Annotated in this window: 28 protein-coding genes; 10 read left to right on the top strand and 18 right to left on the bottom strand. The window is 62.8% G+C overall.

What is annotated here, in order from left to right:
- Positions 1 to 8: 8 nt before the first annotated feature.
- From AAHE99_RS10830 to AAHE99_RS10815, 4 genes are all read right to left on the bottom strand, one after another.
- Positions 9 to 554 carry a chemotaxis protein CheW gene (locus AAHE99_RS10830; protein ID WP_342117160.1) on the bottom strand — a complete coding sequence of 182 codons (546 nt, stop codon included), beginning with the start codon at positions 552 to 554 and terminating at the stop codon, positions 9 to 11.
- A gap of 3 nt (positions 555 to 557) precedes the next feature.
- On the bottom strand, positions 558 to 923 hold the full coding sequence (locus AAHE99_RS10825; protein WP_342117159.1) for a response regulator transcription factor: 366 nt from the start codon (positions 921 to 923) through the stop codon (positions 558 to 560).
- A gap of 28 nt (positions 924 to 951) precedes the next feature.
- Positions 952 to 1,341, bottom strand: a complete 390-nt coding sequence (locus tag AAHE99_RS10820; protein WP_342117158.1) for a response regulator — start codon at positions 1,339 to 1,341, stop codon at positions 952 to 954.
- A 147-nt stretch (positions 1,342 to 1,488) separates the two neighbouring features.
- Positions 1,489 to 1,641: a rubredoxin gene (locus tag AAHE99_RS10815; protein WP_028104578.1), complete on the bottom strand. Its 153-nt coding sequence runs from the start codon at positions 1,639 to 1,641 to the stop codon at positions 1,489 to 1,491.
- A gap of 96 nt (positions 1,642 to 1,737) precedes the next feature.
- Here AAHE99_RS10815 and thiD point away from each other — a divergent pair, with 96 nt between their 5' ends.
- Together thiD and hemL are read left to right on the top strand one after the other, a co-directional pair.
- Positions 1,738 to 2,547 carry a bifunctional hydroxymethylpyrimidine kinase/phosphomethylpyrimidine kinase gene (thiD, locus tag AAHE99_RS10810; RefSeq protein ID WP_342117156.1) on the top strand — a complete coding sequence of 270 codons (810 nt, stop codon included), beginning with the start codon at positions 1,738 to 1,740 and terminating at the stop codon, positions 2,545 to 2,547.
- The gene (gene hemL / locus AAHE99_RS10805) at positions 2,544 to 3,827 is read left to right on the top strand and encodes a glutamate-1-semialdehyde 2,1-aminomutase (protein WP_342117155.1); all 1,284 of its coding nucleotides are present in this window, start codon (positions 2,544 to 2,546) and stop codon (positions 3,825 to 3,827) included. Before thiD ends, hemL begins: the two co-directional genes overlap by 4 nt.
- Here the strand turns inward: hemL and AAHE99_RS10800 are convergent.
- The 11 genes from AAHE99_RS10800 to mpl form a co-directional block, all read right to left on the bottom strand.
- On the bottom strand, positions 3,824 to 4,942 hold the full coding sequence (locus tag AAHE99_RS10800; RefSeq protein WP_342117154.1) for a sensor histidine kinase: 1,119 nt from the start codon (positions 4,940 to 4,942) through the stop codon (positions 3,824 to 3,826). The two genes, hemL and AAHE99_RS10800, sit on opposite strands and share 4 nt — an antisense overlap.
- A 117-nt stretch (positions 4,943 to 5,059) precedes the next feature.
- A complete protein-coding gene (locus AAHE99_RS10795; protein WP_342117152.1) occupies positions 5,060 to 7,012 on the bottom strand; it encodes an acyltransferase family protein in 1,953 nt (650 codons plus the stop codon).
- Entirely contained in the window at positions 7,013 to 7,978 is a 966-nt protein-coding gene (gene corA, locus AAHE99_RS10790) for a magnesium/cobalt transporter CorA (RefSeq protein WP_342117150.1), read from the bottom strand. It abuts the gene before it with no gap.
- A 160-nt stretch (positions 7,979 to 8,138) separates the two neighbouring features.
- On the bottom strand, positions 8,139 to 8,501 hold the full coding sequence (locus tag AAHE99_RS10785; protein ID WP_342117149.1) for a DUF4124 domain-containing protein: 363 nt from the start codon (positions 8,499 to 8,501) through the stop codon (positions 8,139 to 8,141).
- Positions 8,498 to 9,190, bottom strand: a complete 693-nt coding sequence (gene mtgA / locus AAHE99_RS10780) for a monofunctional biosynthetic peptidoglycan transglycosylase (RefSeq protein ID WP_342117148.1) — start codon at positions 9,188 to 9,190, stop codon at positions 8,498 to 8,500. Before mtgA ends, AAHE99_RS10785 begins: the two co-directional genes overlap by 4 nt.
- A complete protein-coding gene (gene aroE / locus AAHE99_RS10775) occupies positions 9,187 to 10,008 on the bottom strand; it encodes a shikimate dehydrogenase (protein WP_342117146.1) in 822 nt (273 codons plus the stop codon). Before aroE ends, mtgA begins: the two co-directional genes overlap by 4 nt.
- The gene (locus AAHE99_RS10770) at positions 10,009 to 10,893 is read right to left on the bottom strand and encodes a TonB C-terminal domain-containing protein (protein ID WP_342117144.1); all 885 of its coding nucleotides are present in this window, start codon (positions 10,891 to 10,893) and stop codon (positions 10,009 to 10,011) included.
- 63 nt (positions 10,894 to 10,956) lie between these two features.
- Positions 10,957 to 12,990: a ribonuclease catalytic domain-containing protein gene (locus AAHE99_RS10765; protein ID WP_342117142.1), complete on the bottom strand. Its 2,034-nt coding sequence runs from the start codon at positions 12,988 to 12,990 to the stop codon at positions 10,957 to 10,959.
- Positions 12,987 to 13,571 (bottom strand): chorismate--pyruvate lyase family protein, encoded by a 585-nt coding sequence (locus AAHE99_RS10760; protein ID WP_342117140.1) that lies wholly within the window; start codon positions 13,569 to 13,571, stop codon positions 12,987 to 12,989. The genes AAHE99_RS10765 and AAHE99_RS10760 overlap by 4 nt, the downstream gene beginning before the upstream one ends.
- A complete protein-coding gene (locus AAHE99_RS10755) occupies positions 13,568 to 14,149 on the bottom strand; it encodes a YqiA/YcfP family alpha/beta fold hydrolase (protein WP_342117139.1) in 582 nt (193 codons plus the stop codon). The genes AAHE99_RS10760 and AAHE99_RS10755 overlap by 4 nt, the downstream gene beginning before the upstream one ends.
- Entirely contained in the window at positions 14,149 to 15,525 is a 1,377-nt protein-coding gene (mpl, locus tag AAHE99_RS10750; RefSeq protein WP_342117138.1) for a UDP-N-acetylmuramate:L-alanyl-gamma-D-glutamyl-meso-diaminopimelate ligase, read from the bottom strand. The genes AAHE99_RS10755 and mpl overlap by 1 nt, the downstream gene beginning before the upstream one ends.
- Before the next feature lie 125 nt (positions 15,526 to 15,650).
- Here mpl and AAHE99_RS10745 point away from each other — a divergent pair, with 125 nt between their 5' ends.
- From AAHE99_RS10745 to AAHE99_RS10710, 8 genes are all read left to right on the top strand, one after another.
- The gene (locus tag AAHE99_RS10745; RefSeq protein ID WP_342117137.1) at positions 15,651 to 16,262 is read left to right on the top strand and encodes a hypothetical protein; all 612 of its coding nucleotides are present in this window, start codon (positions 15,651 to 15,653) and stop codon (positions 16,260 to 16,262) included.
- Positions 16,259 to 16,804, top strand: a complete 546-nt coding sequence (locus AAHE99_RS10740) for a TlpA family protein disulfide reductase (protein ID WP_342117135.1) — start codon at positions 16,259 to 16,261, stop codon at positions 16,802 to 16,804. The genes AAHE99_RS10745 and AAHE99_RS10740 overlap by 4 nt, the downstream gene beginning before the upstream one ends.
- Positions 16,805 to 16,908: 104 nt before the next feature.
- Positions 16,909 to 17,346, top strand: a complete 438-nt coding sequence (gene aroQ / locus AAHE99_RS10735) for a type II 3-dehydroquinate dehydratase (protein ID WP_342117133.1) — start codon at positions 16,909 to 16,911, stop codon at positions 17,344 to 17,346.
- A gap of 71 nt (positions 17,347 to 17,417) precedes the next feature.
- Entirely contained in the window at positions 17,418 to 17,891 is a 474-nt protein-coding gene (gene accB / locus AAHE99_RS10730; RefSeq protein WP_342117131.1) for an acetyl-CoA carboxylase biotin carboxyl carrier protein, read from the top strand.
- 75 nt (positions 17,892 to 17,966) lie between these two features.
- A complete protein-coding gene (gene accC / locus AAHE99_RS10725; RefSeq protein ID WP_342117129.1) occupies positions 17,967 to 19,325 on the top strand; it encodes an acetyl-CoA carboxylase biotin carboxylase subunit in 1,359 nt (452 codons plus the stop codon).
- A 3-nt stretch (positions 19,326 to 19,328) separates the two neighbouring features.
- Positions 19,329 to 20,246 (top strand): 50S ribosomal protein L11 methyltransferase, encoded by a 918-nt coding sequence (gene prmA / locus AAHE99_RS10720; RefSeq protein ID WP_342117126.1) that lies wholly within the window; start codon positions 19,329 to 19,331, stop codon positions 20,244 to 20,246.
- Positions 20,247 to 20,258: 12 nt separating this feature from the next.
- Entirely contained in the window at positions 20,259 to 22,046 is a 1,788-nt protein-coding gene (locus tag AAHE99_RS10715) for a DUF3426 domain-containing protein (RefSeq protein ID WP_342117124.1), read from the top strand.
- 7 nt (positions 22,047 to 22,053) lie between these two features.
- On the top strand, positions 22,054 to 22,998 hold the full coding sequence (locus AAHE99_RS10710) for a carbohydrate kinase family protein (RefSeq protein WP_342117123.1): 945 nt from the start codon (positions 22,054 to 22,056) through the stop codon (positions 22,996 to 22,998).
- On the opposite strand, the gene AAHE99_RS10705 is transcribed toward AAHE99_RS10710, so the two are convergent.
- The 3 genes from AAHE99_RS10705 to AAHE99_RS10695 form a co-directional block, all read right to left on the bottom strand.
- The gene (locus AAHE99_RS10705) at positions 22,995 to 23,255 is read right to left on the bottom strand and encodes a DUF167 domain-containing protein (RefSeq protein WP_342117122.1); all 261 of its coding nucleotides are present in this window, start codon (positions 23,253 to 23,255) and stop codon (positions 22,995 to 22,997) included. The two genes, AAHE99_RS10710 and AAHE99_RS10705, sit on opposite strands and share 4 nt — an antisense overlap.
- Positions 23,256 to 23,287: 32 nt before the next feature.
- On the bottom strand, positions 23,288 to 23,815 hold the full coding sequence (locus AAHE99_RS10700) for a YggT family protein (RefSeq protein WP_342117121.1): 528 nt from the start codon (positions 23,813 to 23,815) through the stop codon (positions 23,288 to 23,290).
- Between the two features lie 83 nt (positions 23,816 to 23,898).
- Complete coding sequence (locus AAHE99_RS10695) at positions 23,899 to 24,909, bottom strand: hypothetical protein (RefSeq protein WP_342117120.1); 1,011 nt, start codon at positions 24,907 to 24,909, stop codon at positions 23,899 to 23,901.
- Positions 24,910 to 25,598 lie beyond the last annotated feature (689 nt).

Genomic DNA, 25,598 nt, shown 5'->3' with positions numbered 1-25,598 from the left:
GTGCGCTGTTACAGGCCGATTTGCAGGAACCGTGCTTCGCGCGCCAGTTCGGCCAGGTCGAGCCTGGTCCACGGCTGCGATTCACGGTCATGGAATTGTTGGCTGCCCCACAGGGGCGCGCCAGCGTCTGCCGCTTGCTCCACCATTTCATCCAGGTTGCGCAAGCCCAGCACGCGGCTGGCCAGGATGGCGCAATTGAAGCCCAGGTGGCCGGCAAAGGTCACCAGGCGGCTGTCCGGCGCCGGTACGGTGCCGGTTTCGCCCATGTAGCGCGCCAGGTCGACCACGCCGACCAGGTTGCCACGGATATTGGCCAGGCCGCGATACCAGTCCTGCGCCAGCGGCACCGCCGTCACCGCCTGGTAAGGCACGATCTCGCCCACCTGGGTCAGGTCCAGCAGGCAGCGCCGGCCGCCCAGCAGCACCCCCAGTTCGCGCCCGGCATTGCCGGTGCCGGCCTTGGCGGCCTGCATGCGCTCGAGCAGCGTCACCTGGTACTGGCGCAGGCGGCTGCGGCGTTCTGCGCCGGTCGGCGCCTGCTGGTCGGTGGCCATCGCTTAACCGAGTGCGGCGATCTTGGCCAGCAGCTCGGCCGCATCGACCGGCTTGACCAGGTAGTCCTTGGCGCCCTGGCGCATGCCCCAGATGCGGTCGGTTTCCTGGTTCTTGGACGAGCAGATGATGATCGGCACATCCTGCAGGTCCGGGTCCTTGGCGATGGCGCGCGTGACCTGGAAGCCGTTCTGGCCAGGCATCACCACGTCCATCAGGATCAGTTGCGGTTTGTCGGCCTTGATCTTGGCCAGGGCTTCTTCGCCGTTTTCAGCGGTGGAGACGGTAAAACCGCTGCGCACCAGGATATCGGTCAGGTAGTAACGCTCGGTTGGGGAGTCGTCGACGATCAGGATTCGTTGAATGGCCATGCTTTGCCTCTAGTAATGCAATATATTTTTATGCGCTGGCGGCTGCCGTGTGCTCGCGCACCGCAGCCAACAAGCTATCTTTTGTGAAGGGTTTGGTCAGGTAGGCGGCCGAGCCGACCATGGCGCCGCGCGCACGGTCGAACAGGCCATCCTTGGAGGAGAGCATCAGCACCGGGGTGGAATGGAACTTGGCGCTCTTCTTGATCAGCGCGCAGGTCTGGTAGCCGTCCAGGCGCGGCATCAGGATGTCGCAAAAGATCAGCGCCGGCTGGTGGTCGTTGATCTTGGCTAGCGCATCGAAGCCGTCCTCGGCCAGGACTACCTGGTAGCCTGCTTGCGTCAGGAAAATTTCGGCGGAGCGACGGATGGTGCTGCTATCGTCGATCACCATGATTTTCAGTCCGGTTCCTTGCGTCATTTGAAAGTCATTCCCCTATAGTCTCGCTACGATAGCACAGGGATTTGGCCCGTGGCGGCAACTGCTGCTTAAAAGAAACACTTATTTAAATGACTACTTTGAAACACCTATTAGGTTAACGGAAACTCAATTGGTCGAAATGCAATTTCAGATGGCCACCATCTCGAAATCATCCTTGCGCGCGCCGCATTCGGGGCAAGTCCAGTTCATGGGCACGTCGGCCCAGCGGGTACCAGGCGCGATGCCTTCTTCCGGCAGGCCGGCGGCTTCGTCATAAATCCAGCCACAGATCAGGCACATCCAGCTTTGGAATTCCTGGCTTGGTTCAATGCTGCTCACGTTGAGTCACCTTCTAATAAAGTAAAATGCTGAATTAGGTATCTTAATCTACCCGCCGTGCAAAACCAAACTTCTCCCCTGATCCTGACCTTTGGCGTGGCCGACCCGGTCGGCGCGGTCGGCGTGCATGCCGACCTGGCAGTGTTCAACGCCCTCGGCTGCCGCGGCCTGGCTGCCACCACCGCCCTGCTGGTGGGTGACAGCGCGCGCGTCGAGGACCAGCAGCACGTCGATCCCGACATGGTGGCCGACCAGGCCCGCATGGTGCTGGAAGACGTGCCGGTGCAAGCCTTCAAGGTCGGCGCGCTGGACCACCTGGAACATGTCTCGACCATCGCCGAAATCGTCTCCGACTATCCGGACGCGCCGCTGGTACTTGATCCCTTCGGCAGCCAGCTGCCGCCGCCCGACGACGAGGACGATCCCGAAGAGCTGCTGACCGTGCTGCGCCAGCTGCTGGTGCCGCAGGGCACGCTGCTGATGCTGTCCGAGGTGGAACTGACGCGCATGGCCGAAACCTGGCGCGACCTTGGCAACGGCGAAACCATGGCCGACGATGCCGAGCACCTGATCGACCTGGGCTGCGAATACGTGCTGGTGACCGGCACCAATGCCGGCGGCGGCCAGCGCGCCAACACCCTGTACAGCGCGGAAGGCGTGCAGCGCCACGATAAATGGCAGCACCTGCCAGGCCCGTTCGTGGGCGCCGGCGGCACCCTGTCGGCCGCGATTGCCGCCTGGCTGGCGCACGGCCTGCCGGTACCGGAGGCAGTGGAACGCGCCGAACAATACACTTACCAGACCCTGCTCCATGCCCAGCGTTACGGCATGGGCCGTTTTGTCCCTAATCGATTCTTTAAACCATGACCACTTCGAAAAACGACATCCTGTTCGAACGCGCCCAGAAATCCACCCCGGGCGGCGTCAACTCGCCAGTGCGCGCCTTCCGCTCGGTGGGCGGCACGCCGCGCTTCATCACCCGCGCCGAAGGCCCGTACTTCTGGGATGCGGATGGCAAGCGCTATATCGACTACATCGGCTCCTGGGGCCCGGCGATTGTCGGCCACGCCCATCCTGAAGTGGTGAAGGCGGTGCAGGAAGCCGCCACGCGCGGCCTGTCGTTCGGCGCGCCGACCGAAGCGGAAATCGAGATGGCGGAAGAACTGTGCCGCCTGGTGCCGTCGCTGGAACAGGTGCGCCTGGTGTCGTCCGGCACCGAAGCGACCATGAGCGCCCTGCGCCTGGCGCGCGGCGCCACCGGCCGCGACAAGATCGTCAAGTTCGAAGGCTGCTACCACGGCCACGCCGACTCGCTGCTGGTGAAGGCCGGCAGCGGCCTGCTCACCTTCGGCAACCCGACCTCGGCCGGCGTGCCGGAAGACTTCGTCAAGCACACCATGGTGCTGGACTACAACAATGTGGCAGCGATCCGCGCCGCCTTCGAGCAGTACGGTTCCGAAATCGCCTGCGTCATCGTGGAACCGGTGGCCGGCAATATGAACCTGATCAAGGGCACCCCGGAATTCCTGGGCGCCCTGCGCGAGCTGTGCACCAGGCACGGCGCCATCCTGATCTTCGACGAAGTGATGTGCGGCTTCCGCGTCGGCCTGGGCGGCGCCCAGGAACTGTACGGCATCAAGCCTGACCTGACCGCGCTGGGCAAGGTGATCGGCGGCGGCCTGCCGGTGGCGGCATTCGGCGGCTCGAAAGAACTGATGTCGAAGATGTCGCCAGTCGGCGCGGTGTACCAGGCCGGCACCCTGTCCGGCAACCCGGTCGCCGTGGCCGCCGGCATGACCACCCTCAAGCTGATCCAGCAGCCAGGCTTCTACGACGGCCTGGCACGCAGCGCGCGCCGCCTGGCCGACGGCCTGACCGCCGCCGCCAAGGAAGCCGGCGTGACCTTCTGCGCCGATGCCGAAGGCGGCATGTTCGGCCTGTACTTCAGCGCCACCCCGCCCAACAACTACGCCGAGATGATGGCCGGCGACCGCGAGAAGTTCAACGTGTTCTTCCACAAGATGCTGGACGAAGGCGTCTACTTCGCCCCGGCCGCTTTCGAAGCCGGCTTCGTCAGCGCCCAGCACGACGAAGCCGTGATCGATGCCACCATCGCAGCTGCCAAGAAGGTCTTCGCTACCCTCTAAGGAGCAACCGGCGCGTTGCTGAAAGGCCGCGCGTCCATCGGGACGTCGATCATGAAGGTGGTGCCCTCCGCCTCCGTACTGGTGACGATGATGCTGCCGCCGTGGCTTTCCGCCACGCGGCGCGCATACGGCAAGCCGACGCCCCAGCCATCCTTGGTGCATTTGCCGTGCCGCGCGCGGCGGTAGACCTGGAAGATCGACTCCAGCTCTTCCGGCGGAATCGGGTCGCCTTCGTTATGCACGGTCAGCTGCACCCGCAATTCGTTGCTGCTGACCTTGAGCAGGATCGGCGTGCCGGGCGCGCTGTATTTGATGGCATTGCCCATCAGGTTCTCCAGCGCGCGCTGCAGCGAAGCGCGGCACCAGTGCCCCACCACCGACTCAAATTCAATCTGCACCCTGGCATTGCTATGGTCCATGGTCTGCTGCGCCACTTCATAGGCCAGCAAGGCCAGGTCGAATTCCTCGATGTGCAGGGGCAGGCGCTCGCCGACTTCGAACACCATGCAATCGAGCAGGTCGCGCGTCATGGCTTCGATGCGCTGCGCATTGGCGACGATGCGCTCGGCCAGCTTGCGCACTTCCTCATTGGGCGCCTTACTCTCGAGCACCTGTGCCGCCACGCTCACCGTCGATAAGGGCGTGCGCAGGTCGTGCGTGAGGGCGGCAATGAACTGTTCGCGCAGCGCCGACTGGATCAGGGCGAAGGCGGTCACGCTTTCGCGGATGGCGCTGTCGATCGAGGTGGCAATCGCTTCGCGCTGCTCGTGGGTCAGCACCACGCCGCCCTGGTGCAGCATCTTGAACAGCACCTGCCGGAACAGCTGGTACTCGCGGATCAGGGTGGTGGTGTCGTAGCCGCTCAGGCGCGCGCGTTCGCCGCCATGCTCCTGGGCGATGACCGCCACGTCGACGCCGCCGGCATGGTAATACTGCTCCGTCAGCAGGCGCGCCAAACGTTCGTAAAAGGTCGGCAGGGTATTCAGAAGGATAGGCTCGGGCAGGTCGCCGGCCTTGCCCAGGGTCCCCCGCGCCAGCCGGCACCAGGCTTCAATCACCTGGTCGCGCAACGCCAGCATCGCTTGCGATGAGGGGGACAATCCGACCTCAGTCATTGCGCCCTCCAAAAGTAAATTGTGAAACGCAAGAATGTTACGGTGTAACCTTGCTGTCAAGCTGTGCTACACAAAGCGTGGCGCGCGGTACAGTCAAGCTCAATCGCTGGGGTACCGCTAGTTGTGGCGGAAGATGGCGGGCACGCCTTCGGCGTCGTAGATGCGGCGTCCCAGGCGCCAGGAGTAGAGCATGGTCAGGTGGCTGGTGTCGACGTAGCGCAGGCTGCCGTCGGGTTCGCTGGCCTGGCAGAAGCCGTTGGCGCACAGGTAGTCGTTGGCATCGAAATAGGACACCTTGCTGTCCTGCCGCGCCAGTTCGCGCAGGTAGTCGTTGACGGCGGCAATTTCCGGCTTGATCGCGGCGCCCGATGGGCGGCAATCCAGTGCCGGATAGGTCAGCGCCTTCATCGGGCAACCACGGCGTACGCCCGGCACTTCCGGCACCTTGCCGAGCAGGATCACGCGCTTGCCCTGCCCCGTCAGCTCCGTCACGGTGGCTTTCAGCGCGTCCAGGAATTGCGGCGAGCGGGCCTGGTAATTCGGCCAGGAGCCGCCCAGGATCACCACGTCATAATGCGCCAGCTCGCGCCACACCAGCTGCAGCGAGCTGCGGCAATCTTTCAGGCGGCGCGCTTCGACAAAACCTTCCGGGTCGCGCAGCAGCGGCGGGCAGGAGCCGACCACCATATTGCGGAAGCTCAGATCGCCGTGCTTGGCGAATTCACCCAGCACGCCAATGTAGTGGGCGGCATTGGAGTCGCCCCACAGCAGGCCCCTGACCGGCTGTGCGCCGTCGCCCAGCACGCATTGGGCGTTGGCGATATCGGTCTCGCTCAAACGCTGGCGGTGGCAGACATAAGGCTGCAGGAGGGCGGGCTCGTAGAATTCGTAGAGGCGCGCCAGCTCCTTGCGGTAGGTGGTTTCCAGCATGCCGGGCCAGATCCGCGTGCCGTACACCAGCGCCAAGGCCACCAGGCCAAGCGCGCCGCCGGGCAGTACGAACTGGCGCCATGCCAGCGGCAGGAAGCGCGCGCCGGAGCGGCGGGCCGGCACCTCCACCCAGCGGTAGCTGAGCGCCGCCAGCGCAAAGGTGAGCGCCACCAGCAGCGCCGACGCCAGCAGCCCCGGTTCGCCATAGCCGTATTGCCACAGTGCGATCAGGGGCCAATGCCACAGGTAAGCGGAATACGATACTTTGCCGATCGCCACCGGCAGGCGGTGCTCGAACAGGCCGATGCCGGCATAGCGGCTGCGGCCGGCCTGGATCAGCAAGGCCGCGCCGATGGTGGGCGGCAGCGCCAGCAAGCCCGGGAAGTGGGCGGTCTTGGACAAATGCAGCAGCGACCAGGCGATCAGGCCGGCGCCCAGCAAGGCGGCGGCAGCGGCCAAGCGCGGGCGCCAGGCGCTGTCCGCGCCGCTTCCCGGCCAGGCCAGCATGGCGCCAACCAGCAGCTCGCCGCCGCGCGTCGGCAACATGAAATAGGCCAGGTCCTTCTGCTCCCCGGCCAGCCATTCGGCGCCGAGGAAGGAGGCGGCGGCCAGCACGCCGGCCACCAGCAGGTAGGCTTGCTTGCTGCGCGGCCGCCAGGCCATCAGCAGCAGCGGCCACAGCAGGTAGAACTGCTCTTCGACCCCAAGCGACCACAGGTGGAGCAGCGGATAGTTCTCGTTGCCACCGGCGAAATAGCCGCTGTCCTTTTCAAAGCAGAAAAAGAAATTAGCCAGCGAGGCCAGCGACCAGACCGCCGATTTGGCCGTGGTGCGCACGTCCTCCGGCAGCATCAGCACGGTGGACAGGGCCAGCGTGGCGCCCACCACCACCAGCATGGCCGGTGCGATGCGCTTGATGCGGCGGCGGTAGAACTCCGCCAGCGAGAAGGCGCCGGCGCGCAGTTCCTGCAGGATGTGGCGCGTAATCAGGTAGCCGGAAATGACGAAGAAGATGTCGACGCCGGCAAAGCCGCCGGGCAGCCATTCCGCCCGCAGGTGGAAAATAATGACGGCAAGGACGGCCAGCGCCCGCAGGCCATCGATATCAGGACGATAGTCGGCAGCCTGGGCGTGTTTCATTTAACGTAGCCAGCCGCGGCGGCGGAAGTACATCAGCGGAGCGGCGGCGCTGACCACCATCAGGCCCCAGGCCCATGGGTAGCCCAGGCTCCACTTCAGCTCCGGCATGAAGTCGAAGTTCATGCCGTACACCGAGGCGATCAGGGTCGGCGGTAGGAAGGCGACCGAGGCCACCGAGAAGATCTTGATGATCTTATTCTGGTTAATGTTGATGAAGCCGACGGTGGCATCCATCAGGAAGTTGATCTTGTCGAACAGGAAGGAGGTGTGGCCGTCCAGCGATTCGATATCGCGCAGGATCTGGCGCGCCTCTTCAAACTGGTCGGAATTCAGCAGGCGGCCGCGCATCAGGAACGATACCGCGCGGCGGGTGTCCATCATGTTGCGGCGGATACGGCCGTTCAAGTCTTCCTCGTGGGCGATCGCGCTCAGGGCGTCGGCCGCGTCGCGGTCGGTGAATTCTTCCTGCAGCACGCGGCCCGAGACTTCTTCCAGTTTCTGGTAGATGCCTTCCAGGGCGTCCGCCGAGTACTCGGCGTCGGTGGCGTACAGGTCCAGCAGCACGTCCATATAATCGGCGATCGAGCCGGGACGCGAACGCGCGCGCATGCGCACCAGGCGGAACACCGGCAGGTCGTCGGTGTGCACCGAGAACAGCATTTTCTTGGCCAGGATGAACGCCACCGTGACCACGCGCGATGGGCCTTCGTCTTCTTCCAGCAGGAAATCGGTACGCAGGTGGAGGTCGCCGTTTTCCGCTTCGTAGTAACGGGCGGAGGCTTCGATGTCCTTGACTTCGTCTTCGCCGGGCAGGATGACGCCGTAGATCGATTTGACCCAGGCGCGTTCGTCTTCGGTTGGATCGGTCAGGTCGACCCAGACCGGTGCCGCTTGCTCAAGGTCTTCGCGCGTCTCAATAGGCACCTGGTTGAGCCGGCCATTTTGTAAAACGAAAACATTGATCATAGGCAATCTCAGCCGGACAGGGTGGGTAGAGCGCGGGTTCTAAAAAACTTCGCAAGTGTACCCGCAAAGGGGGGGCCGCTGCCAGCCCTTGGGATGCATTTTTTTAAACCCGGTAAGGCGGGGTCAGACCCCAGTGTGTTCCCGCCGCGTGTCACCGCGTTTAGCGGGTTGCGCGCTCGATGGCGCGGTCGGTGGCCCCTTGCGGCGCCTCTGGAGCCGGCTTTGGCGGCGCCTTCGGCGCTTCGATTCCCCGCGTCTCGTGCACCTGGATAACCTTGCCCTGCTCCGCGCACTCGGTATTGGAAATCACCGTCTTGCCATTAATGACACACTTGCGCAGCGGTGCCGCCGGCGTGGCCACCGGCGCCGCCACATCGGCCGCCCTGGCCTTGGCCTTATCCAGCCCCTCGGCAAACAGGTTGCGCTCCTGCCGCATCGAGATCAGCGCAAACACCGCTGCCGCCCCCAGCATGCCCATGATCAGCACCACCGCAATCAAACTGATTCCGTTCTGTCGCTTCATGGCAGCTCCGCTGAATTCATCCGTTGCATGATGATGCCGGTGCGGCGCGCCAGATAGGCCGACTCGCGATGGGCATCAAAGTATTTTGGCCGTGGCAGCATGACGGCCAGCCTGGCCGCCTGCTCCGCCCCCAGCCTGGAGGCCGGAATCCGATAATAATGCCGCGCCGCCGCCTCCGCACCATAAATGCCGCGCCCGAATTCCGCCACATTCAGATAGATCTCGAAAATGCGGCGCTTATCCATCAGCATTTCCAGCATATAGGTGATGATCAGCTCCTGCCCCTTGCGCAGGTAGCTGCGCGAGCCGGACAGGAACAGGTTCTTGGCCAGCTGCTGCGTCAGGGTCGAGCCGCCGTGCACCTTCTTGCCCTTCTTCTTTTTCTGGTTGTGTTCATACGCCTTCTGGATCGCATCCCAATCCACGCCCTCATGGTCGGCGAAATTGGCGTCTTCCGAAGCGATGATGGCCCGCTTCAGGTTGGGCGAGATGGCGTTATAGTCCACCCACATCTGCTTGACGCGCGCCTTCGGGTCCTTCTCCTGCATGGCATCCTGCTGCTCGCGCATGAAGGCGGTCATGGTCGGGTTATGGTCCACCCACCACCAGATCTGCACAAAGAAATACAGCTGCACCGCGAGGAAGATCGCGACCGGAACGATGATGAACCACTTCAGCTTCTTGATCATAGCTTGGCACGCAGCTGCTGCAGCACGCCCGCCGTCTGCGGGCGCACGCCGCGCCAGACTTCGAACGCTTCAGCGGCTTGCTCGACCAGCATGCCCAGGCCGTCGCGCGCCACGGCGCCGTGGCTGGCGGCGAACTGCATGAAGACTGTCGGCTGGGCGCCGTACATCATGTCCAGCGCCAGCGCGCCGGGTGCGAACACGCTGGCCGGCACCGGCGGCAGGTCGGCGCTCAGGCTGGCCGAAGTGGCGTTGATGATGATGTCGTAAGCGCCCTGCACTTCGGCGTAGCCGCAGGCGGACAGCACGCCGGGACCGGCCAGGGCGCCGAATTGTTCAACCAGCGCTTCGGCGGTGGCGACGGTGCGGTTGGCGATCACCAGTGCGGCGGGACGGTGTTCCAGGATCGGCAGCACGACGCCGCGTGCGGCGCCGCCGGCGCCCAGCAGCAGGACGCGCTTGCCGGTGATCGGCACGCCGGCGTTCTGCACGATGTCGGTCACGAGGCCGGCGCCGTCGGTATTGTCGCCGGTGATGCTGCCATCGTCGCCGAACACCAGGGTGTTGACGGCGCCGGCCGCCTGGGCGCGCACGGTCAGGGCGCTGGCCAGCTTATGCGCTTCCAGCTTGAAGGGGACGGTGACGTTGGCGCCTTTGCCGCCGGCGGCGATAAAGGCTTGCACAGCGGCGGCAAATCCGTCCAGCGGCGCCAGCCACTTCTCGTAGGTCAGTTGCTGGCCCGTTTGTGCCGCATAGGCGGCGTGGATTTCGGGCGATTTGCTGTGGGCAATCGGGTTGCCGAAGACGCAATATTTATCCATTTACTGCGCGCCGCCGGTCAGGTTGGCTTCCATCTTTTCCTCGCGCGTGAACTTGAACGTGGTGATGATGACCCACAGGTCGTCGCGTTCATGGGACAGCATATTCGGCGGGAATTTGCCGAACGGGGCCGAGCGGCGCACGATATTCATCGCCGCTTCGTCCAGTGCCTGGTTGCCGGAGCTGCGTTCGACGCGGATGCCGCCCTCTTTCATATAGATGGTGCCGTCCATGAAGATCGGGATGTACAGCACCAGTTCGCCGTACATCTTCTTGCCGTTCTTCTGCGGGAAATTCAGGGTGCCGATTTCTTCCACGCGGCGCTGGAAGGTCTTGTAGTACATCGCGTAGCCCACTTCACGCGTGCTCGGCGTGATCATGGTCTTTTTCGGGCGCTTGTTCTGGTCCTCGATGGTTTGCGTGATTTCCGCTTCCATGCGGGCGATGGCCTTGCTGCTTTCGATCAGGTCGGCACCGGTACGCTGTGGGTCGGTTTGTTTCTTTTCCGTCACAGGCGGGGCGGACAGCGGGCTCTTTTTCAGCTGGGTCAGGAGGTTTTTCTGGCGCTCTTCGAGCTCCTGCATGTAGCGCTGGGAAGCTTTGATGCTCTCGCCGGTGTCCATGCGGCGCATGTCGGGCAGCGGGGATTTGGCGCGGCCGGCGTCGGCGTTACCGCCGCCATCCAGGTTGGCCTGGGCCAGGGCGTCGGCCTTCAGCGGCTTGGAAGAGTGCTTGGCGTTGACCAGGATGACTTCCAGGCCGGGGTCGGTTGGCTCTACCTTGAAGGCTTTGGGGGCGACGAAATGCACCATCAGCGCCGCGGCGTGCACCGCGACCGATACGGCGGTGGCGATGACAAGGAACTGGTTTTCTTTGAAATACTTCACGCGCTGGATTTCTGGATGATGCTTTTGGGAATCTGCATTCTACGTCAAACCGGTAAACCGGGGTTACTGCGGCCCCGGCTCGGTAACGACCGTTTCGCTGGCCAGCGCAGCCTCCTCCGCATCCACCTCGGTAGGCTGGGCCGGATCGGCTGGCGCCTCCTCCTCATCGAGCTCCGGCTCAGGCTCGGCCGGCAGGGTAATCGAACCCTCCTGCAGCCTGGTTTCGATGGTCAAATCCACCTCATCCCAGCGCAAAATATCGAGCTTCACATGTGCACCGCGCGCAACAGCCGGCATGCCCGGCAGGCGCACGATCAGCGGAATCTCGGCCAAGCGCAGCACTTCATCCTTGAGCACCACCGCTTCAACGGCCTTGGCATCCTCCTGCCCCAGCCAGCGCAAGCACCAGTAGCGCTCCATATTCGACTGGAAGTCCGCATACGCCGCATACGCCGCATCGAACGCGGACACGATCGCGAACAGGTTGGCGTCCTTGTGCTTGAACGGGGCCACCATCGGCGCAGTCACGCCATGCGAGGCGCAGGCCAGGATCTGCCACTGGTTCACCAGATCGGTGTAACGGCGCAGCGGCGAGGTCGACCACGCGTACTGGTCCACGCCCAGGCCCTGGTGCGGCGCCGCCTGCGTCATCATGCGCACCTGCATCTTGGCGGCCCAGCCGCCCACGCCCTGGCCCTGGGTACGGTAAATACCCGGCACGCCATGGTCGTGCATCAGCTTGCCCCAGGTGCTGTTGGCGAAGATCATCAGCTCGGCGACGATCTTGTCCAGCGGCGCGCCGCGCTTGCGGCGGGAAATCGTGACCACGTCGTCTTCCACATAGAAGTTGAAGTCGACACGGTTGTTTTGCTCCGGCTTCAGGCCGAACGCCTCGCGTTTGACCATGCGGCCGGCTTCCAGGTGCTGGGCCCAGCCCCACAGCAAGGTCAGTTCGGCCTTGCGCGGGTAATCGCCCTCGCCGCTGGCCAGGGTTTCTTCGTTGACCAGCTCGTCCAGGGTGTTGTGGCGCAGGTTGTTGGCGATCGGTACCAGCTCGGCCTTGGTCTCGGTGGAGATCACACTCCAGTCGGCCGGGTCCAGCAAAGCGTACAGCGACAGCGCCGGGCAGGTCTTGCCTTCGGCCAGGGTGAAGGCGTCGACGATGCTGTCCGGCAGCATGGTGATCTTGTCGCCCGGCATATACACGGTGGACATGCGGCCGCGCGCGATCTTGTCGATGGCGTCGTCCGGCTTGATACCCAGGCCCGGGGCCGCGATGTGGATACCGACGCGCACCTTGCCATCCGGCTGGTGCACCACGGAGAAAGCGTCGTCGATTTCAGTGGTGGTGACGTCGTCGATCGAGAACGCCTCCACCGCTGCCAGCGGCAGGCCGGCCGGCGCGGCAGGCACCGGAAGCTCAGGGAAGCCGTGGCCTTTCGGGAAGTTCTCGAACAGGAACTTCGACATGTGCAGGTCTTTCGGCGACTTGATGCCGCCGGTGGACAGCATCAGGCGCGCGGGCGTGGTGTGGGCCTCGTTGGCGGCCTGCTCCAGCGCCTTGTATTCGATGGTGTTCTTGTCCGGCTTGAACAGCAGCTGGTTGACGATGTTCTGCATCGAGGCCGGCAGGGTGCCCGCCTTCAGCTCCTCGGCATACTGGCCCTGGATGATGGCTTGCTGCTTCTTCTTCTCGATACCGGCCAGCGCCGCCTTCAGGGTCTGCTCCGGTGCTTTCTTATAGCGGCCACGGCCCTTTTTATGGAAGTAGATCGGCGCGGAATGCAGGCTCAGGATCAGGCCGGCCGCTTCCGCCGGCGTCGGGGCATGGCCGAAGTACTCGGCGCCCAGCTCGGCGAAACCGAATTCCTCTTCGCCCGCCACTTCCCACAGGAAGTCGAGGTCAACGTCGGCGGCGATGGCCTTGGCCTGTTCCAGCAGCTCAGCCGGGGACGGCTTGTCGAACTGCAGCATCACGTCCTTGGCTTTGACCTTGTTGCGCTTGCCGCTGGCCATTTCAACCTGGTAAGCCTCGCCTGCTTGCGACAGCACGCTGCCTACTTTGAAATCGCCGGATTCTTCAAAAAATACATTCATTTAACGTTGTTCCTGTGGAGCTTGAGCACCGGGGGCAGGAAGACCTCGGTCACAAGCAAAGTTCCTTCGTGGCGCTGGTACAGGCAGCGCCGTGCATACAGTAAAGCATCCGCCGGGACTTCGGCGCCTTGCGCCGCCAGGGCGGCGCGGGCACGCAGGGCCAGCGGATGAGTCGCGCGCAAACGCGCATATTGCAGTTCGCCGCGCCGCACTTGCGGGTCGCCGAACAGCGTACTGCCGAGCGAGCGTTCGCCCAGGGCGCTGAACAGCGGCCAGTCGGAGGCGTCGGCCGACATCGGCACCACGGTGTGGGCGAAGACGACAGGCGTATTATCACACCGCAGCAAAACCTCGCGCTCCCAGACCCGGCCGGGACGGTGGTAGCCGATGGCATTGGCTTCGTCGGCCAGGCAGATGGCGGTGTCCTGGTGCAGCAGCTGCACACGGAACGCCTGGCTATGCGCCTTCAGTTTATTGGTCAGCGAGCCGCCGCCGGTCAGCCAGTGGCGGTAAGGATGCGGGGCGTTCGTCGCGAGCACGTGACCGTGCCAGTTGGCCTGGCGCAGCGATTGACCTTTCATCGCGCCTCGCCGGTGACGCTGCAGAACGCGAGGACTTCGCCGAGGTAGTCGGCGTATTCGCTGATGGCGTGGTCGCTGCCCTGCACTACCTTCTGTTTGGCGCCGGCGTAGTGGGCCACCATGTCGCGGTAGTCCAGCACTTCGTCGCCGGTGCAGGCGATCAGGAAGTAGCGCTCGGGCTGCGTCACCCGGGGCACGGCCAGCGCGCGCAGTTCCTCTATATATTCACGCTTGAATTCGAACGGTTCGTCCGAGTGGTAGGCGGTGGTGACGCCGACGTGCTTATCCAGGTCGAGCATCGGCACCACGGCGGGGTTCAGCAGGACGGCGCGGCAGCCAAGCTTTTCGGCCATCCAGGTGGCGTAGTAGCCGCCCAGGGAGGAGCCGACGATGGTCAGCTCGTGCGGCGCGATGCCGGCCACCAGGCCGAAGGCCAGTTCCATCGCCAGCTTGGGGCTGGCCGGCAGCTGCGGGCAGATGAACTCCGCCGCGCGGCCAAGTTCGGCCATGCGCTGCCCCGTCACCCGCGCCTTCATCGAAGACGGCGAGGAACGGAAGCCATGCAGGTACAAAATCATTACTTCAGGGCCTCCAGCAATTTCTGGTGGACGCCGCCGAAGCCGCCGTTGCTCATCACAATAATATGGTCGCCCGGCTTGGCCGCTGCGACGATGGCCTGCACCATCACGTCCAGGTCGTCGTAGGCGGAGGCGATGTCGCCCATAGTCTTCAGCGCATCGCCCAGCTTCCAGCCCAGGGCTTTTTCGCTGCCGAAGCCGAACACCAGGTCGGCCTCTTTCAGGCTGCCGGGCAGCGCGTCTTTCATGGTGCCCAGCTTCATGGTGTTGGAGCGCGGCTCCAGCACGGCCAGGATGCGTCCCGCGGCGCCGGTGCCGCGCAGCTTCTGGCGCAGGCCGCCGACGGTGGTTTCAATCGCGGTCGGATGGTGGGCGAAGTCGTCATAGACGGTGACGCCGTTGACGGTGCCGCGCACTTCCATGCGGCGCTTGACGCTCTGGAAGCTTTCCAGCGCCTTGGCGGCGATCTCGCTCGGCACGCCGACGTGGCGGGCGGCGGCAATTGCGGCCAGGGCGTTGGAGCGGTTATGTTTGCCGGTCAGCTGCCAGTTCACGGTGGCGGCTTTCTCGCCTTTGAAGATGACGTCGAAGCTGCCGTCGGCGTGCTCGGTCATGGCCCAGTCGGCGCCTTCCGCACTGCCGAAGGTTTCCTTCTCGCTCCAGCAGCCGCGTTTCAGCACGCGCTGCAGGCTGGCTTCATCGGCATTGGCGATCACGCGGCCGATGCCGGGCACGGTGCGCACCAGGTGGTGGAACTGGGTTTCGATGGCGCCGATGTCGGGGAAGATGTCGGCGTGGTCGTATTCCAGGTTGTTCAGGATGGCCGTCTTGGCGTGGTAGTGCACGAACTTGCTTCGCTTGTCGAAGAAGGCGGTGTCGTATTCGTCGGCTTCGATCACGAAGAATTCGGAGTCGGCGCCGGGGCCGGTGAGGCGGGCGGAGATGCCGAAGTTCTGCGGGATGCCGCCGATCAGGAAGCCGGGGGCGTAGCCGGCGTGTTCCAGGATCCAGGCCACCATGGCGGAGGTGGTGGTCTTGCCGTGCGTGCCGGCGACGGCCAGCACCCATTTGTCTTTGAGGATGTGGTCGCCGATCCACTGCGGGCCGGAGATCATCGGCAGGTTGCGGTTCATGATCTCTTCGATCAGGGGATTGCCGCGCGAGACCACGTTGCCGATCACGTATAAATCGGGGTTCAGTTCTACCTGCTCGGGGCCGAAGCCCTGGATCAGCTCAATACCCTGGGCTTCCAGCTGGGTGCTCATCGGGGGGTAGACGTTGGCGTCGCAACCCGTTACGCGATGGCCGGCTTCTTTTGCCAGGACGGCAAGTCCGCCCATGAAGGTGCCGCAGATGCCGAGGATGTGGATGTGCATGGTTTGGATAGAAAAGAATCAAGAACGGGATTTTACCTGATTAAAACCGGTAAACCTGGGTCTGACCCTTGCCGGATGGCCGTCCCGTCAGACCCCGCTTTACCGGTTTTAGGTATGATGCAAACATGAACACCGAAGTGAAAACCTCCATCGCCGCTGCCGCCGCCCGCATGATCGCGCAAGACGGGGCCGACTACGGCAGCGCCAAACGCAAGGCGGCGCGCCAGATCTTGGGCGAGGCGCAGGCGCGCGATCTGACCGACATCCTGCCCGATAACGAGCAGATCGAGGAAGAAGTCCGCCTATACCACGCTTTATACAATGCCGACACCCACCCCGCGCGTATATTCCGCCTGCGCATGGTGGCTTTGCAGGTGATGGAAATGCTGGAACAATACCAGCCGTTCCTGACCGGCTCCGTCCTGCAGGGTACCGCGGGCTGGCACGACGACATCCACCTGCAGGTCTTCGTGGACAGCGCCAAGGAAGTACAGATTTATTTATTGAACAAGAACCTGCAGATCGAGATCTCGCAATCGCCCCACTTCCGTGGCCCGCGCTATGAAGATGTCGAAACCGTCAGCTTCATGTGGAAGAACGAAGGCGTACACGTCGAACTCTATGAGCAGGACGATATGCGCGGCGCGAAAAAGAAGAGCGGCGACAAGCTGCTGCGTGCCGATATTGCCGAACTGCGTAGCATCCTTACTAACAGTAGCCACCCATCGCAACAATGAAAAAGAACCTGATTTACGCCGTCGCCGCCATTTTGTTTGCCGGCGCCGGCGCCTGGTACGGCATCCACACCAAACAAACTCCCGCTCCGATCACCACCACCGCACCCGCCGGCGTGAGCGGCCCGGTCGCCGCCATGCTGAAGGAGACCTTGCCAAATGAGAAAGGCGAGAAGGAAGCACTGTCGAAATGGCAAGGCAAAGCACTGCTGGTGAACTTCTGGGCGCCGTGGTGCAACCCGTGCGTGGAAGAGATGCCGGAATTGTCTGAATTGCAAAAATCCGAGCTGGGCAAGAAAATCCAGATCATCGGCATCGGCATCGATTCGCCGTCGAATATTGCAGAATTCACACAAAAAGTGAAAGTCGCCTACCCCATCTACGTGGCCGGCATGAGCGGTACGGAACTGGCGCGTCAATTTGGCAACACCCAGGGCGGCCTGCCCTTTACCGTCCTGATCGGCGCTGACGGTACAGTGAAGAAAACCTACCTGGCACGCCTGAAATTTGATGACCTGAAGGCGGACTTAGCCACCATAAACTAGTCCAGCACGACCGTTCTATTACCTCCCGCGAAGTTATTTTCTCTTGCCAATGCTCGGAGTTGGCGGCAAAATGCGGAACTTTCGCGGAAAATGGTCAGGGAATCATGGCAAAGAACCTGCTGCTTCTTAATGGCCCCAACCTGAATTTGTTGGGGACGCGCGAGCCTGAAACGTATGGCGCCAGCACGCTGGCAGACATCGAACAGGCGGCGCAGGCACAAGCCAAAGCAGCCGGTGCGCAGCTTGCCTGTTACCAAAGTAACCACGAAGGAGCGTTGATTGACCGCATCCACGCGGCCCGAACCGAGGGCGTGGATTTCATCGTCATCAACCCGGGTGGCTACACCCACACCAGCGTCGCGTTGCGCGATGCATTGGCAGGCGTAGCGATCCCTTTTATTGAAGTACACATTTCGAATATTTATCGGCGGGAAGAGTTCCGCCACCATTCCTATCTCAGCGCAATCGCACAGGGGACGATCTGCGGGCTTGGTATCGAGGGATACCGTCTCGCCATCGACTACGCGACCGCGCGCACCTAAGGCGACGCCGCCCACAAGGCAGCATCGCTGAAACCATCAACATAACAAGATAGACACAGGGAGCCAACAACATGGATCTACGCAAGCTGAAGACGCTGATCGACCTGGTAGCAGAGTCGGACATCGCTGAACTGGAAGTGACCGAGGGCGAGAGCAAAGTACGCATCGTCAAATCCGGTGGCGTGGCACAAAACCACGTCATGATGATGCCGCCGCAAGTGCCAACCCACTACGCGCCAGCCGCCGCTCCAGTCGCCGCACCGGTCGCCGCTCCAGCCGCCGCAGCAGCGCCAGCCGCCGCCGAGCCAACCGGCCACGTTGTGAAGTCCCCGATGGTGGGCACCTTCTACCGCGCTTCCGCTCCGGGCAACCCAGCTTTCGTTGAAGTGGGCGCCACCGTGAAAGAAGGCGACACCCTCTGCATCATCGAAGCGATGAAGCTGCTGAACGAAATCGACGCCGACAAGGGCGGCGTGATTACCCAGATCCTGGTCGAGAACGGCCAACCGGTCGAATTCGGCCAGCCACTGTTTGTGATCGGCTAAAGCCGGGCCATGGCCGCTGCGGAAATCCCGGCGGCCAGCACATCCTCTCTTCCTTTCACAAACATAGAATCTGCCATGTTTGAAAAAATCCTTATTGCCAATCGCGGTGAAATCGCGCTGCGCATCCAGCGCGCGTGCCGTGAACTGGGCATCAAGACTGTGGTCGTGCACTCCGAAGCCGACCGTGAAGCCAAATACGTGAAGCTGGCCGACGAATCCGTCTGCATCGGCCCAGCGCCTTCGGCCCAGTCCTACCTGAATATGCCGGCCATCATTTCCGCGGCCGAAGTGACCGACGCGGAAGCGATCCACCCGGGCTACGGCTTCCTGTCCGAGAACGCGGACTTCGCCGAGCGCGTGGAAAAATCCGGTTTCGTCTTTATCGGCCCGCGCGCCGAATCGATCCGCATGATGGGCGACAAAGTGTCGGCCAAGCACGCGATGATCAAAGCCGGCGTACCTTGCGTGCCTGGTTCCGACGGCGCCCTGCCGGATGATCCGAAAGCCATCGTGCAAATTGCGCGTAAAGTCGGCTATCCGGTCATCATCAAGGCGGCTGGCGGCGGCGGTGGCCGTGGTATGCGCGTGGTGCACACCGAAGCTGCGCTGCTGAACGCGGTCACCATGACCAAGTCGGAAGCCGGTGCTGCCTTCGGCAATCCGGAAGTCTATATGGAGAAGTACCTGGAGAACCCACGCCACGTGGAAATCCAGATCCTGGCCGACGAACACAAAAACGCCGTATGGCTGGGCGAACGCGACTGCTCCATGCAGCGCCGCCACCAGAAGGTGATCGAGGAAGCGCCAGCGCCAGGCATCCCACGCAAGCTGATCGAGAAGATCGGCGACCGTTGCGCCGAAGCTTGCCGCAAGATCGGCTACCGTGGCGCGGGTACTTTCGAGTTCCTGTACGAAAACGGCGAGTTCTATTTCATTGAAATGAACACCCGCGTGCAGGTTGAGCACCCTGTGACCGAAATGATCACCGGTATCGACATCGTGCAGGAACAGATCCGCATCGCTGCGGGCGAGAAGCTGCGCTTCCGCCAGCGCGACGTGATGCTGTCCGGCCACGCGATCGAGTGCCGTATCAATGCTGAAGACCCGTTCAAGTTCACCCCGTCGCCAGGCCGCATCACCGCCTGGCATACCCCGGGCGGTCCTGGCGTGCGTGTTGACTCGCACTCCTACGCGGGTTACTTTGTACCACCGAACTACGATTCGATGATCGGCAAGGTCATTACCTATGGTGCAACCCGCGAGCAGGCGATCCGCCGCATGCAGATTGCACTGTCGGAAATGGTGGTCGAGGGCATTTCGACCAACATCCCGCTGCACCGCGAGCTGATGGTTGATGCGCGCTTCATCGAGGGCGGTACCAACATCCATTATTTGGAACAACGACTGGCAGAAATGCCGAAGGCAGGTAAGTAATAAATGAGCTGGACTGAAATCGTCATCGAAGTAGCCCGTGAACACGCTGAGGCCCTGTCCGAAGCGCTGATGGATGCGGGCGCGCTGTCGGTGTCGGTGGAGGATGCCGATGAAGGCACCGACGCCGAAAAACCCTTGTTCGGCGAGCCGGGCATGGAGCCGACCGAAGCGGCCTGGGATCATAGCCGCGTGGTCGCGCTGACCGATGACGAGGAAGACCAGGCCCTGATCGTGGCGGCGGCTGCCGGCGCGGTCGGGCTGGCTCACCTGCCAAAGTTCACCACCCGCAAGGTGGAGGACGCTGACTGGGTGCGTCTGACCCAGTCGCAATTTGAGCCGATCCATATCGGCAAGAACATTTGGGTCGTGCCGAGCTGGCACGAGGCGCCGGATCCTGCGGCGCTGATCCTGGAACTGGATCCTGGCCTGGCCTTCGGTACCGGTTCGCATCCGACCACCAAGCTGTGCATGGAGTGGCTGGAGTCGCATCCGGCGCCGGGCAAGTCGGTGCTGGACTATGGCTGCGGTTCGGGCATCCTGGCCATGGTCGCGCGCAAGCTGGGTGCCATCACGGTGGCGGGTGTGGATATCGATCCACAGGCGATCGTGTCGGCCAATGACAATGCGGTGCGCAACCGCGTAGAGGATATCCAGTACTTTGTGCCGGATGATTTCGCGGAATCTGCGTTTGCTTCGCAGCGTTTCGATATCGTTGTGGCCAATATCCTGTCCTCGCCGCTGAAGCTGATGGCGCCGATGTTGTCGGGCCGTGTGGCCGATGGCGGTTCGCTGGTGCTGTCCGGCGTGCTGGCGCGCCAGGCGGACGAAGTTGCGGCGGCCTATGCGCCGTTCATCAAGCTCACCGTTTGGGCTGAGCACGAAGGCTGGGTGTGCCTGTCGGGCACGCTGGGCGCAAGGTAATCCTTCGCACGAATGGCGCTCGCCACTAAATGCCCCCATTGCAATACGATCTTCAGGGTCGCGGCTGACCAGCTGAAACTGCGTGGGGGGATTGTCCGTTGTGGCTCCTGCCACGAGGTCTTTGACGGCAATGCCGCGCTGGTTGAGCCTGCGGCTAAGCCGACTCCTGTCATTCCTGAGGTTCCTGTCGAACCGGCCCATGCGCCGGTGACGCCTGCTGCCGGCGAGTACGTGCATGGTGGGCCGGTTGATTTCGAGCTCGATTTCGCGGAAGAGGTGACGCCGGCGGCCAAGGCGGCTGCCTCGGAACCTGCCTCGGCGCTTGAGCCGGAGCATGCTGCGCCGGCTGTTTGGCGTACTGCGTCTGCAACGCCAGAGGATGTCGCCAAGGCCGCTGTCGCCCGCGCCTTTGCTGCTGCGACCGAGCATGCCTCCCCCGCGCCAGAGCTGGACACCAAACCTCTCCCTTGGGAGGATGAGCAGCCGGCCGACGCCTTGCCTGGCGATGCGCCAGCGCCCGCCGACGACGCGGCAGTCCTATCCGCCGATGCATCAGCGCCTGCCGACTCTGCGTCCGCCGTCCTAGGCGATGCGTCCGAGCTTAATGGCGCCCCGGCCGCCGCCCCCGGCGACGCGTTTGCGCTTGCCGACGACGCAGCGGCGATGCCTGGCGATGCCTCCACGTCTGCCGACGACGCGGCTGCGCTGGATGATGATGCCTCCGGGCTGGCCAGCGCCCCGGCCGCAGTGCCGGGCGATGCGGATGCGATGCCAGACGATGTCTCCGCACTGGCTGACGATGCCGCATCGGGCCTCTCCGGCGATCATGCTGCGCAACCCGGCGAATCGGTGGAGCAAAGCAATGACGCTGCGGACGTGGCATCCGACTTCATACCAGCCTTCCTGCGCGCAGCCCCCGCCAAGCCCGAAGCGGATGCTGCCGGCCGCATCGAGCCGACCTTCGACGCGCCCCAACTTGAAGACCTGCCTTCCGACGAGCAGCCCGAGCCTGGGCAAGAACAAGAACGCGACGAAACCGCCCTGCACGCGGTAGCCGCCGTCAACACCGATGTGCCTGACGACGGCGAATCCCTGCCTGACGACGAGGCCGACGAAGCACCAGCCGCCACCCGCCGTGAACGCGCACTGAAGCGCGCCCAAGCCCGCAGCGAGGCGGCCGGCGAGGAAGATGAGGCCACCACCGCCCGCGCGGCAGCCGAAGCACGTATGCGCGCCCTGGCCGGCGTCGACGAGGCGGCCAGCGAAGACCTCGACCATTCGGACCTGAGCTTCGTCAAGCGCCACGACCGCAGCCAGAAATACGGCAAGGCGATCAACATCGCGATGGCCGTCGGCATCCCGCTGCTGCTGGCCGGCCTGGTGCTGCAAGCCGCCACCACCTTCCGCGACGCCCTGGCCGCCAGCTATCCGCAGCTGAAGCCTGCGCTGAACGCGGTGTGCGCCCCACTCGGCTGCAAAGTCGCCCTGCCGACCCAGCTCGACGCGCTGAGCATCGAGCAAGGCGAGCTGGCCAGCATGGCCGAGAACACCTTCAGCTTCACCACGGTGCTGCGCAACCAGTCGAAGACCGTGCAAGCCTGGCCGCACATTGAACTGACCCTGAACGACAACGCCGACAAGCCGGTGCTGCGCCGCGTATTCACCCCGCGCGAGTACCTGCCCTCGGCCAGCGAGGCCGAAAAAGGTTTCGGCCCGCGCAGTGAACAAAGCATTAAACTGTACTTCGAGCTGAAAGAGCTCAAAGCCTCCGGCTATCACATCGCCATTTTCTACCCATAAAAATACTATGACTAAAACTGCCCTGGTCTGTGGCTCGCTGGCCATCGACATCATCATGCAATATGAAGGCCGCTTCGGCGACACCCTGCTGGCGGACCAGCTGCACAAGGTGAACGTGTCGTTCCTGGTGCCGACCATGCGCACTGAGTTCGGCGGCTGCTCCGGCAATATCGCCTACTCGCTGAAGATGCTGGGCGGCGATCCGCGCATCGTGGGCGTGCTGGGGCAGGATTGCGCGGCTTACCTGGAGCGCTTCCAGAAGCTGGGCCTGTCCACCGAAAACATCCTGATCAAGAAGGATGCCTATAACGCGCAGTGCTTCGTGACTGCCGATGCGGACCATAACCAGATCAACGCCTTCCACCCTGGTGCCATGTCGTTCGCGCATGAGAACCCGATCGAGAAGGCGGGTCCGGCGCGGATCGCGATCATTTCGCCGGATGGCCATCTGGGTATGCTGAAGCATGCCGAAGACCTGGCGCGCCTGGGTATCCCGTTCGTGTTCGATCCGGGCCAGCAAATGCCGATGTTCACTCCTGAGCAGCTGATTGGTTTCATTGAGAAGGCTACTTATGTGACCTGCAATGACTATGAGATCGAGTTGCTGATGGATCGTACCGGCCTGACCATTCCGGATATCGCCGCCAAGCTGGAGGCGCTGATCGTGACCCGTGGCGAAAAGGGTTCGGAGATTTATACCGGTGGTAAGCGGATTGATATTCCGGCGGTGGTGGTTGATCCGGCCCTGGATCTGGACCCGACCGGTTGCGGCGATGCCTATCGCGCTGGTCTGCTGTTTGGCCTGGTCAATGAGCTGGGCTGGGAGTCGACTGGCCGTCTGGCGAGCTTGCTGGGCGCGATCAAGATCGTGACCAAGGGGGCGCAGAACCATGTCTTCACCCCGGCTGAAATCGCGGACAAGTTCGAAGCCGCTTTCGGTTACCGCTTCTAAGCGGGTGGCAACAGGCGGGCGGCGTCTTCGGGCGTCACGCCCGCTACCTCCAGCAGTTTCTTCTTATTGGTCTGGCCATGCGTCAGCGTCACGGCGCTGCGCGAGACACCCAGGGCGCCGGCCAGCCACTTCACCAGCGCCTCATTCGCCTTCCCTTCGATGGGTTGCGCGGCCAGTTTAATCTTCAGGGCATCATCCAGCACGCCGACCACTTCGGTCTTTTTGGCATTGGGCTGGATCTGGACCGCCAGACGCACGCCGCCGGGTATGGCGGAACACCACTCCCGGCTCATCGGCCAAACAGCATGCCAAGCAGGATCTGGCAGATTTGCAGCAGGATCAGGGCCACCAGCAGCGACAAATCCAGGTTGCCGACCAGCGGCACAACCTTGCGGATTGGGTTCAGCAGCGGCTCGTTCAGGGCGCGTACAAACGGCGCCAGCGGGGCGTGCGGGTTGACCCAGCTGAAGATCGCTTCGATGATCAGCAGCGCCATAAAGCCAAACAGGATCCATTCCAGGAAGCGGTGCAAGGCCGCCAGCAGCACGATCTCAGTCGTCGCGCCGACCAGGAACAGCACCGAGGTCGCCAGGATCACGATCACGAACGCGCCGATCAGGCTGGCCCAGTCATAGCCCCCCATGCCGGGGACGATGCGGCGCAGCGGGCGCACCAGCCAGTCCGATAGTTGAAAAGTAAACTGTGCCACCGACGACGGCGGTCGGACGCGGATAGCCTGCATCCAGAATCGCAGCAACAGCACACCACCGAGCAGGCCGGCGGCGACATCGACGATCAGCTTGAGAATACTAAACACGTGTTCACTCCAAATAAAAAAACCGCTGTGCGATTGTCTCACACAGCGGTGTCTTCGCCATCCGGCTCTAAGCGCTTAAGGGCTTAGGAAGGACGGGTGCTGGTCGGGAACGGCCAGGCGGCTGCCGGGGCGATCACGGTTTTTGCTGCCGGAGCGGCGGCTGGAGCTGGGGCAGCAGCAGCTGGTGCTGGTGCAGCGGCTGGCTTCGCAGCTTCCTTCTTAGGAGCAGCAGGCTTCTTAGGAGCAGCGGCCTTCTTAGGGGCAGCTGGTTTAGCAGCAGGAGCTGCAGCCGGTGCTACGGCTACTGGCGCAACAGCTGGCTTGGCTGCTGGCTTAGCCGACGCTTTTTTTGGGGCGGCCTTTTTAGCTGCAGGCTTGGCAGCTGGTTTTGCGGCGGCTTTAGGAGCGGCTTTTTTAGCAGCTGGCTTGGCAGCGGCTTTCTTGGCAGCTGGCTTAGCAGCGGCTTTCTTGGCAGCTGGCTTAGCAGCGGCTTTCTTGGCAGCTGGCTTGGCAGCGGCTTTCTTGGCAGCTGGCTTGGCAGCAGCTTTCTTGGCTGCTGGCTTGGCAGCGGCCTTCTTGGCAGCTGGCTTAGCAGCGGCTTTCTTGGCTGCTGGCTTAGCAGCGGCTTTCTTGGCGGCTGGCTTGGCAGCTGCTTTAGCGACGGTCTTCTTCGCTGCTGGTTTAGCTGCGGCTTTCTTCGCGACTGGCTTAGCTGCGGCTTTTTTAGCGACGGCTTTCTTGGCTGCTGGTTTAGCTGCGGCTTTCTTCGCTGCTGGTTTTGCTGCTGGCTTAGCTGCGGCTTTCTTCGCTACTGGCTTCGCTGCGGCTTTCTTCGCTGCTGGTTTTGCTGCTGGCTTAGCAGCGGCTTTCTTCGCTACTGGCTTAGCGGCTGCTTTCTTAGCTGCTGGTTTTGCAGCTGGCTTAGCGGCGGCTTTCTTGGCTGCTGGTTTAGCGGCTGGCTTGGCAGCGGCTTTCTTGGCAGCTGGTTTAGCAGCTGGCTTAGCTGCGGCTTTAGCGGCCGGCTTAGCGGCAGCTTTCTTTGCTGGAGCAGCTGCCTTAGCGGCTGCAGGTTTCTTCTTAGCGGCGGTTGCCATTTTTAGTTCTCCTTCATCTGGGATGGGAAAATTCACGCACAAGGTTAAAACCCGTCCGGCCCTGCGCTGGACCAGGCGAATTATTCATCGGCACAAACAGGATTGCGGTTTGCGCTAATGAATCCGGTACCCAGCTGAACTGCTGCACCTCCTCACAAGTGCAGCGCTTCAGCCATCGACTCCGGCGCCGGTGCTTGGCGGCGTCGGACTCAAATTCTTTATCGCGACGATTGCGCGGGTGGGGCGTGTACTCAGCTCCTCGACCCCTCGTCGGGCCACGTGATACGACCAGCGTTCAAAGAAAAAACCGCCCGGCCCTGATCGAAGGATCAGGTGAGCGGCTTCGCTGTCGTCGTGTGGTCTTTAAGCATACTTATGCGTTTTGAGTTCCCATTATTTTTCGATTTTTGCGGTAACAACACACTTGAAAAAACAGTGCTTGCAAATTCACGCTACTTCAAGTTCGCAAAGTACACGAAAGCTTGTTGATGCGCAACAAGCACGAATGATTTTCTTCGATTTTTTTTGCGTCGATCTGCGAGTTCGCGCACATAGAAGTGCGGCCCGCGGTGCGTCCACGCGCATCCGCGAGCCCACACGAGACGCAATCGCTTCGCATAGCGCCTTTAGGTAAAGGCTGTATGAAAAGCGAAGCGCCCCGGACCGCGATTGCTCGCGTGAGCGGGGCG

The sequence above is a fragment of the Pseudoduganella sp. OTU4001 genome (assembly GCF_038440195.1).
In the GTDB taxonomy this organism is placed as follows: domain Bacteria; phylum Pseudomonadota; class Gammaproteobacteria; order Burkholderiales; family Burkholderiaceae_D; genus Rugamonas.
Note: the sequence above shows the minus strand (reverse complement) of the source record. Positions and strands in the feature narration are given on the sequence as shown.

Coding starts and splice junctions, on each gene's coding strand:
- AAHE99_RS10765 (WP_342117142.1), bottom strand. CDS start 12,990: ATGAATGTATTTTTTGAAGAATCCGGCGATTTCAAAGTAGGCAGCGTG.
- accC (WP_342117129.1), top strand. CDS start 17,967: ATGTTTGAAAAAATCCTTATTGCCAATCGCGGTGAAATCGCGCTGCGC.
- AAHE99_RS10755 (WP_342117139.1), bottom strand. CDS start 14,149: ATGATTTTGTACCTGCATGGCTTCCGTTCCTCGCCGTCTTCGATGAAG.
- AAHE99_RS10815 (WP_028104578.1), bottom strand. CDS start 1,641: ATGTGCCTGATCTGTGGCTGGATTTATGACGAAGCCGCCGGCCTGCCG.
- AAHE99_RS10695 (WP_342117120.1), bottom strand. CDS start 24,909: ATGGCAACCGCCGCTAAGAAGAAACCTGCAGCCGCTAAGGCAGCTGCT.
- corA (WP_342117150.1), bottom strand. CDS start 7,978: ATGATCAATGTTTTCGTTTTACAAAATGGCCGGCTCAACCAGGTGCCT.
- AAHE99_RS10745 (WP_342117137.1), top strand. CDS start 15,651: ATGAACACCGAAGTGAAAACCTCCATCGCCGCTGCCGCCGCCCGCATG.
- AAHE99_RS10760 (WP_342117140.1), bottom strand. CDS start 13,571: ATGAAAGGTCAATCGCTGCGCCAGGCCAACTGGCACGGTCACGTGCTC.
- accB (WP_342117131.1), top strand. CDS start 17,418: ATGGATCTACGCAAGCTGAAGACGCTGATCGACCTGGTAGCAGAGTCG.
- AAHE99_RS10740 (WP_342117135.1), top strand. CDS start 16,259: ATGAAAAAGAACCTGATTTACGCCGTCGCCGCCATTTTGTTTGCCGGC.
- AAHE99_RS10830 (WP_342117160.1), bottom strand. CDS start 554: ATGGCCACCGACCAGCAGGCGCCGACCGGCGCAGAACGCCGCAGCCGC.
- AAHE99_RS10715 (WP_342117124.1), top strand. CDS start 20,259: ATGGCGCTCGCCACTAAATGCCCCCATTGCAATACGATCTTCAGGGTC.
- AAHE99_RS10800 (WP_342117154.1), bottom strand. CDS start 4,942: ATGACTGAGGTCGGATTGTCCCCCTCATCGCAAGCGATGCTGGCGTTG.
- aroE (WP_342117146.1), bottom strand. CDS start 10,008: ATGGATAAATATTGCGTCTTCGGCAACCCGATTGCCCACAGCAAATCG.
- AAHE99_RS10820 (WP_342117158.1), bottom strand. CDS start 1,341: ATGACGCAAGGAACCGGACTGAAAATCATGGTGATCGACGATAGCAGC.
- AAHE99_RS10785 (WP_342117149.1), bottom strand. CDS start 8,501: ATGAAGCGACAGAACGGAATCAGTTTGATTGCGGTGGTGCTGATCATG.
- prmA (WP_342117126.1), top strand. CDS start 19,329: ATGAGCTGGACTGAAATCGTCATCGAAGTAGCCCGTGAACACGCTGAG.
- AAHE99_RS10825 (WP_342117159.1), bottom strand. CDS start 923: ATGGCCATTCAACGAATCCTGATCGTCGACGACTCCCCAACCGAGCGT.
- hemL (WP_342117155.1), top strand. CDS start 2,544: ATGACCACTTCGAAAAACGACATCCTGTTCGAACGCGCCCAGAAATCC.
- mpl (WP_342117138.1), bottom strand. CDS start 15,525: ATGCACATCCACATCCTCGGCATCTGCGGCACCTTCATGGGCGGACTT.
- mtgA (WP_342117148.1), bottom strand. CDS start 9,190: ATGATCAAGAAGCTGAAGTGGTTCATCATCGTTCCGGTCGCGATCTTC.
- aroQ (WP_342117133.1), top strand. CDS start 16,909: ATGGCAAAGAACCTGCTGCTTCTTAATGGCCCCAACCTGAATTTGTTG.
- AAHE99_RS10710 (WP_342117123.1), top strand. CDS start 22,054: ATGACTAAAACTGCCCTGGTCTGTGGCTCGCTGGCCATCGACATCATC.
- AAHE99_RS10795 (WP_342117152.1), bottom strand. CDS start 7,012: ATGAAACACGCCCAGGCTGCCGACTATCGTCCTGATATCGATGGCCTG.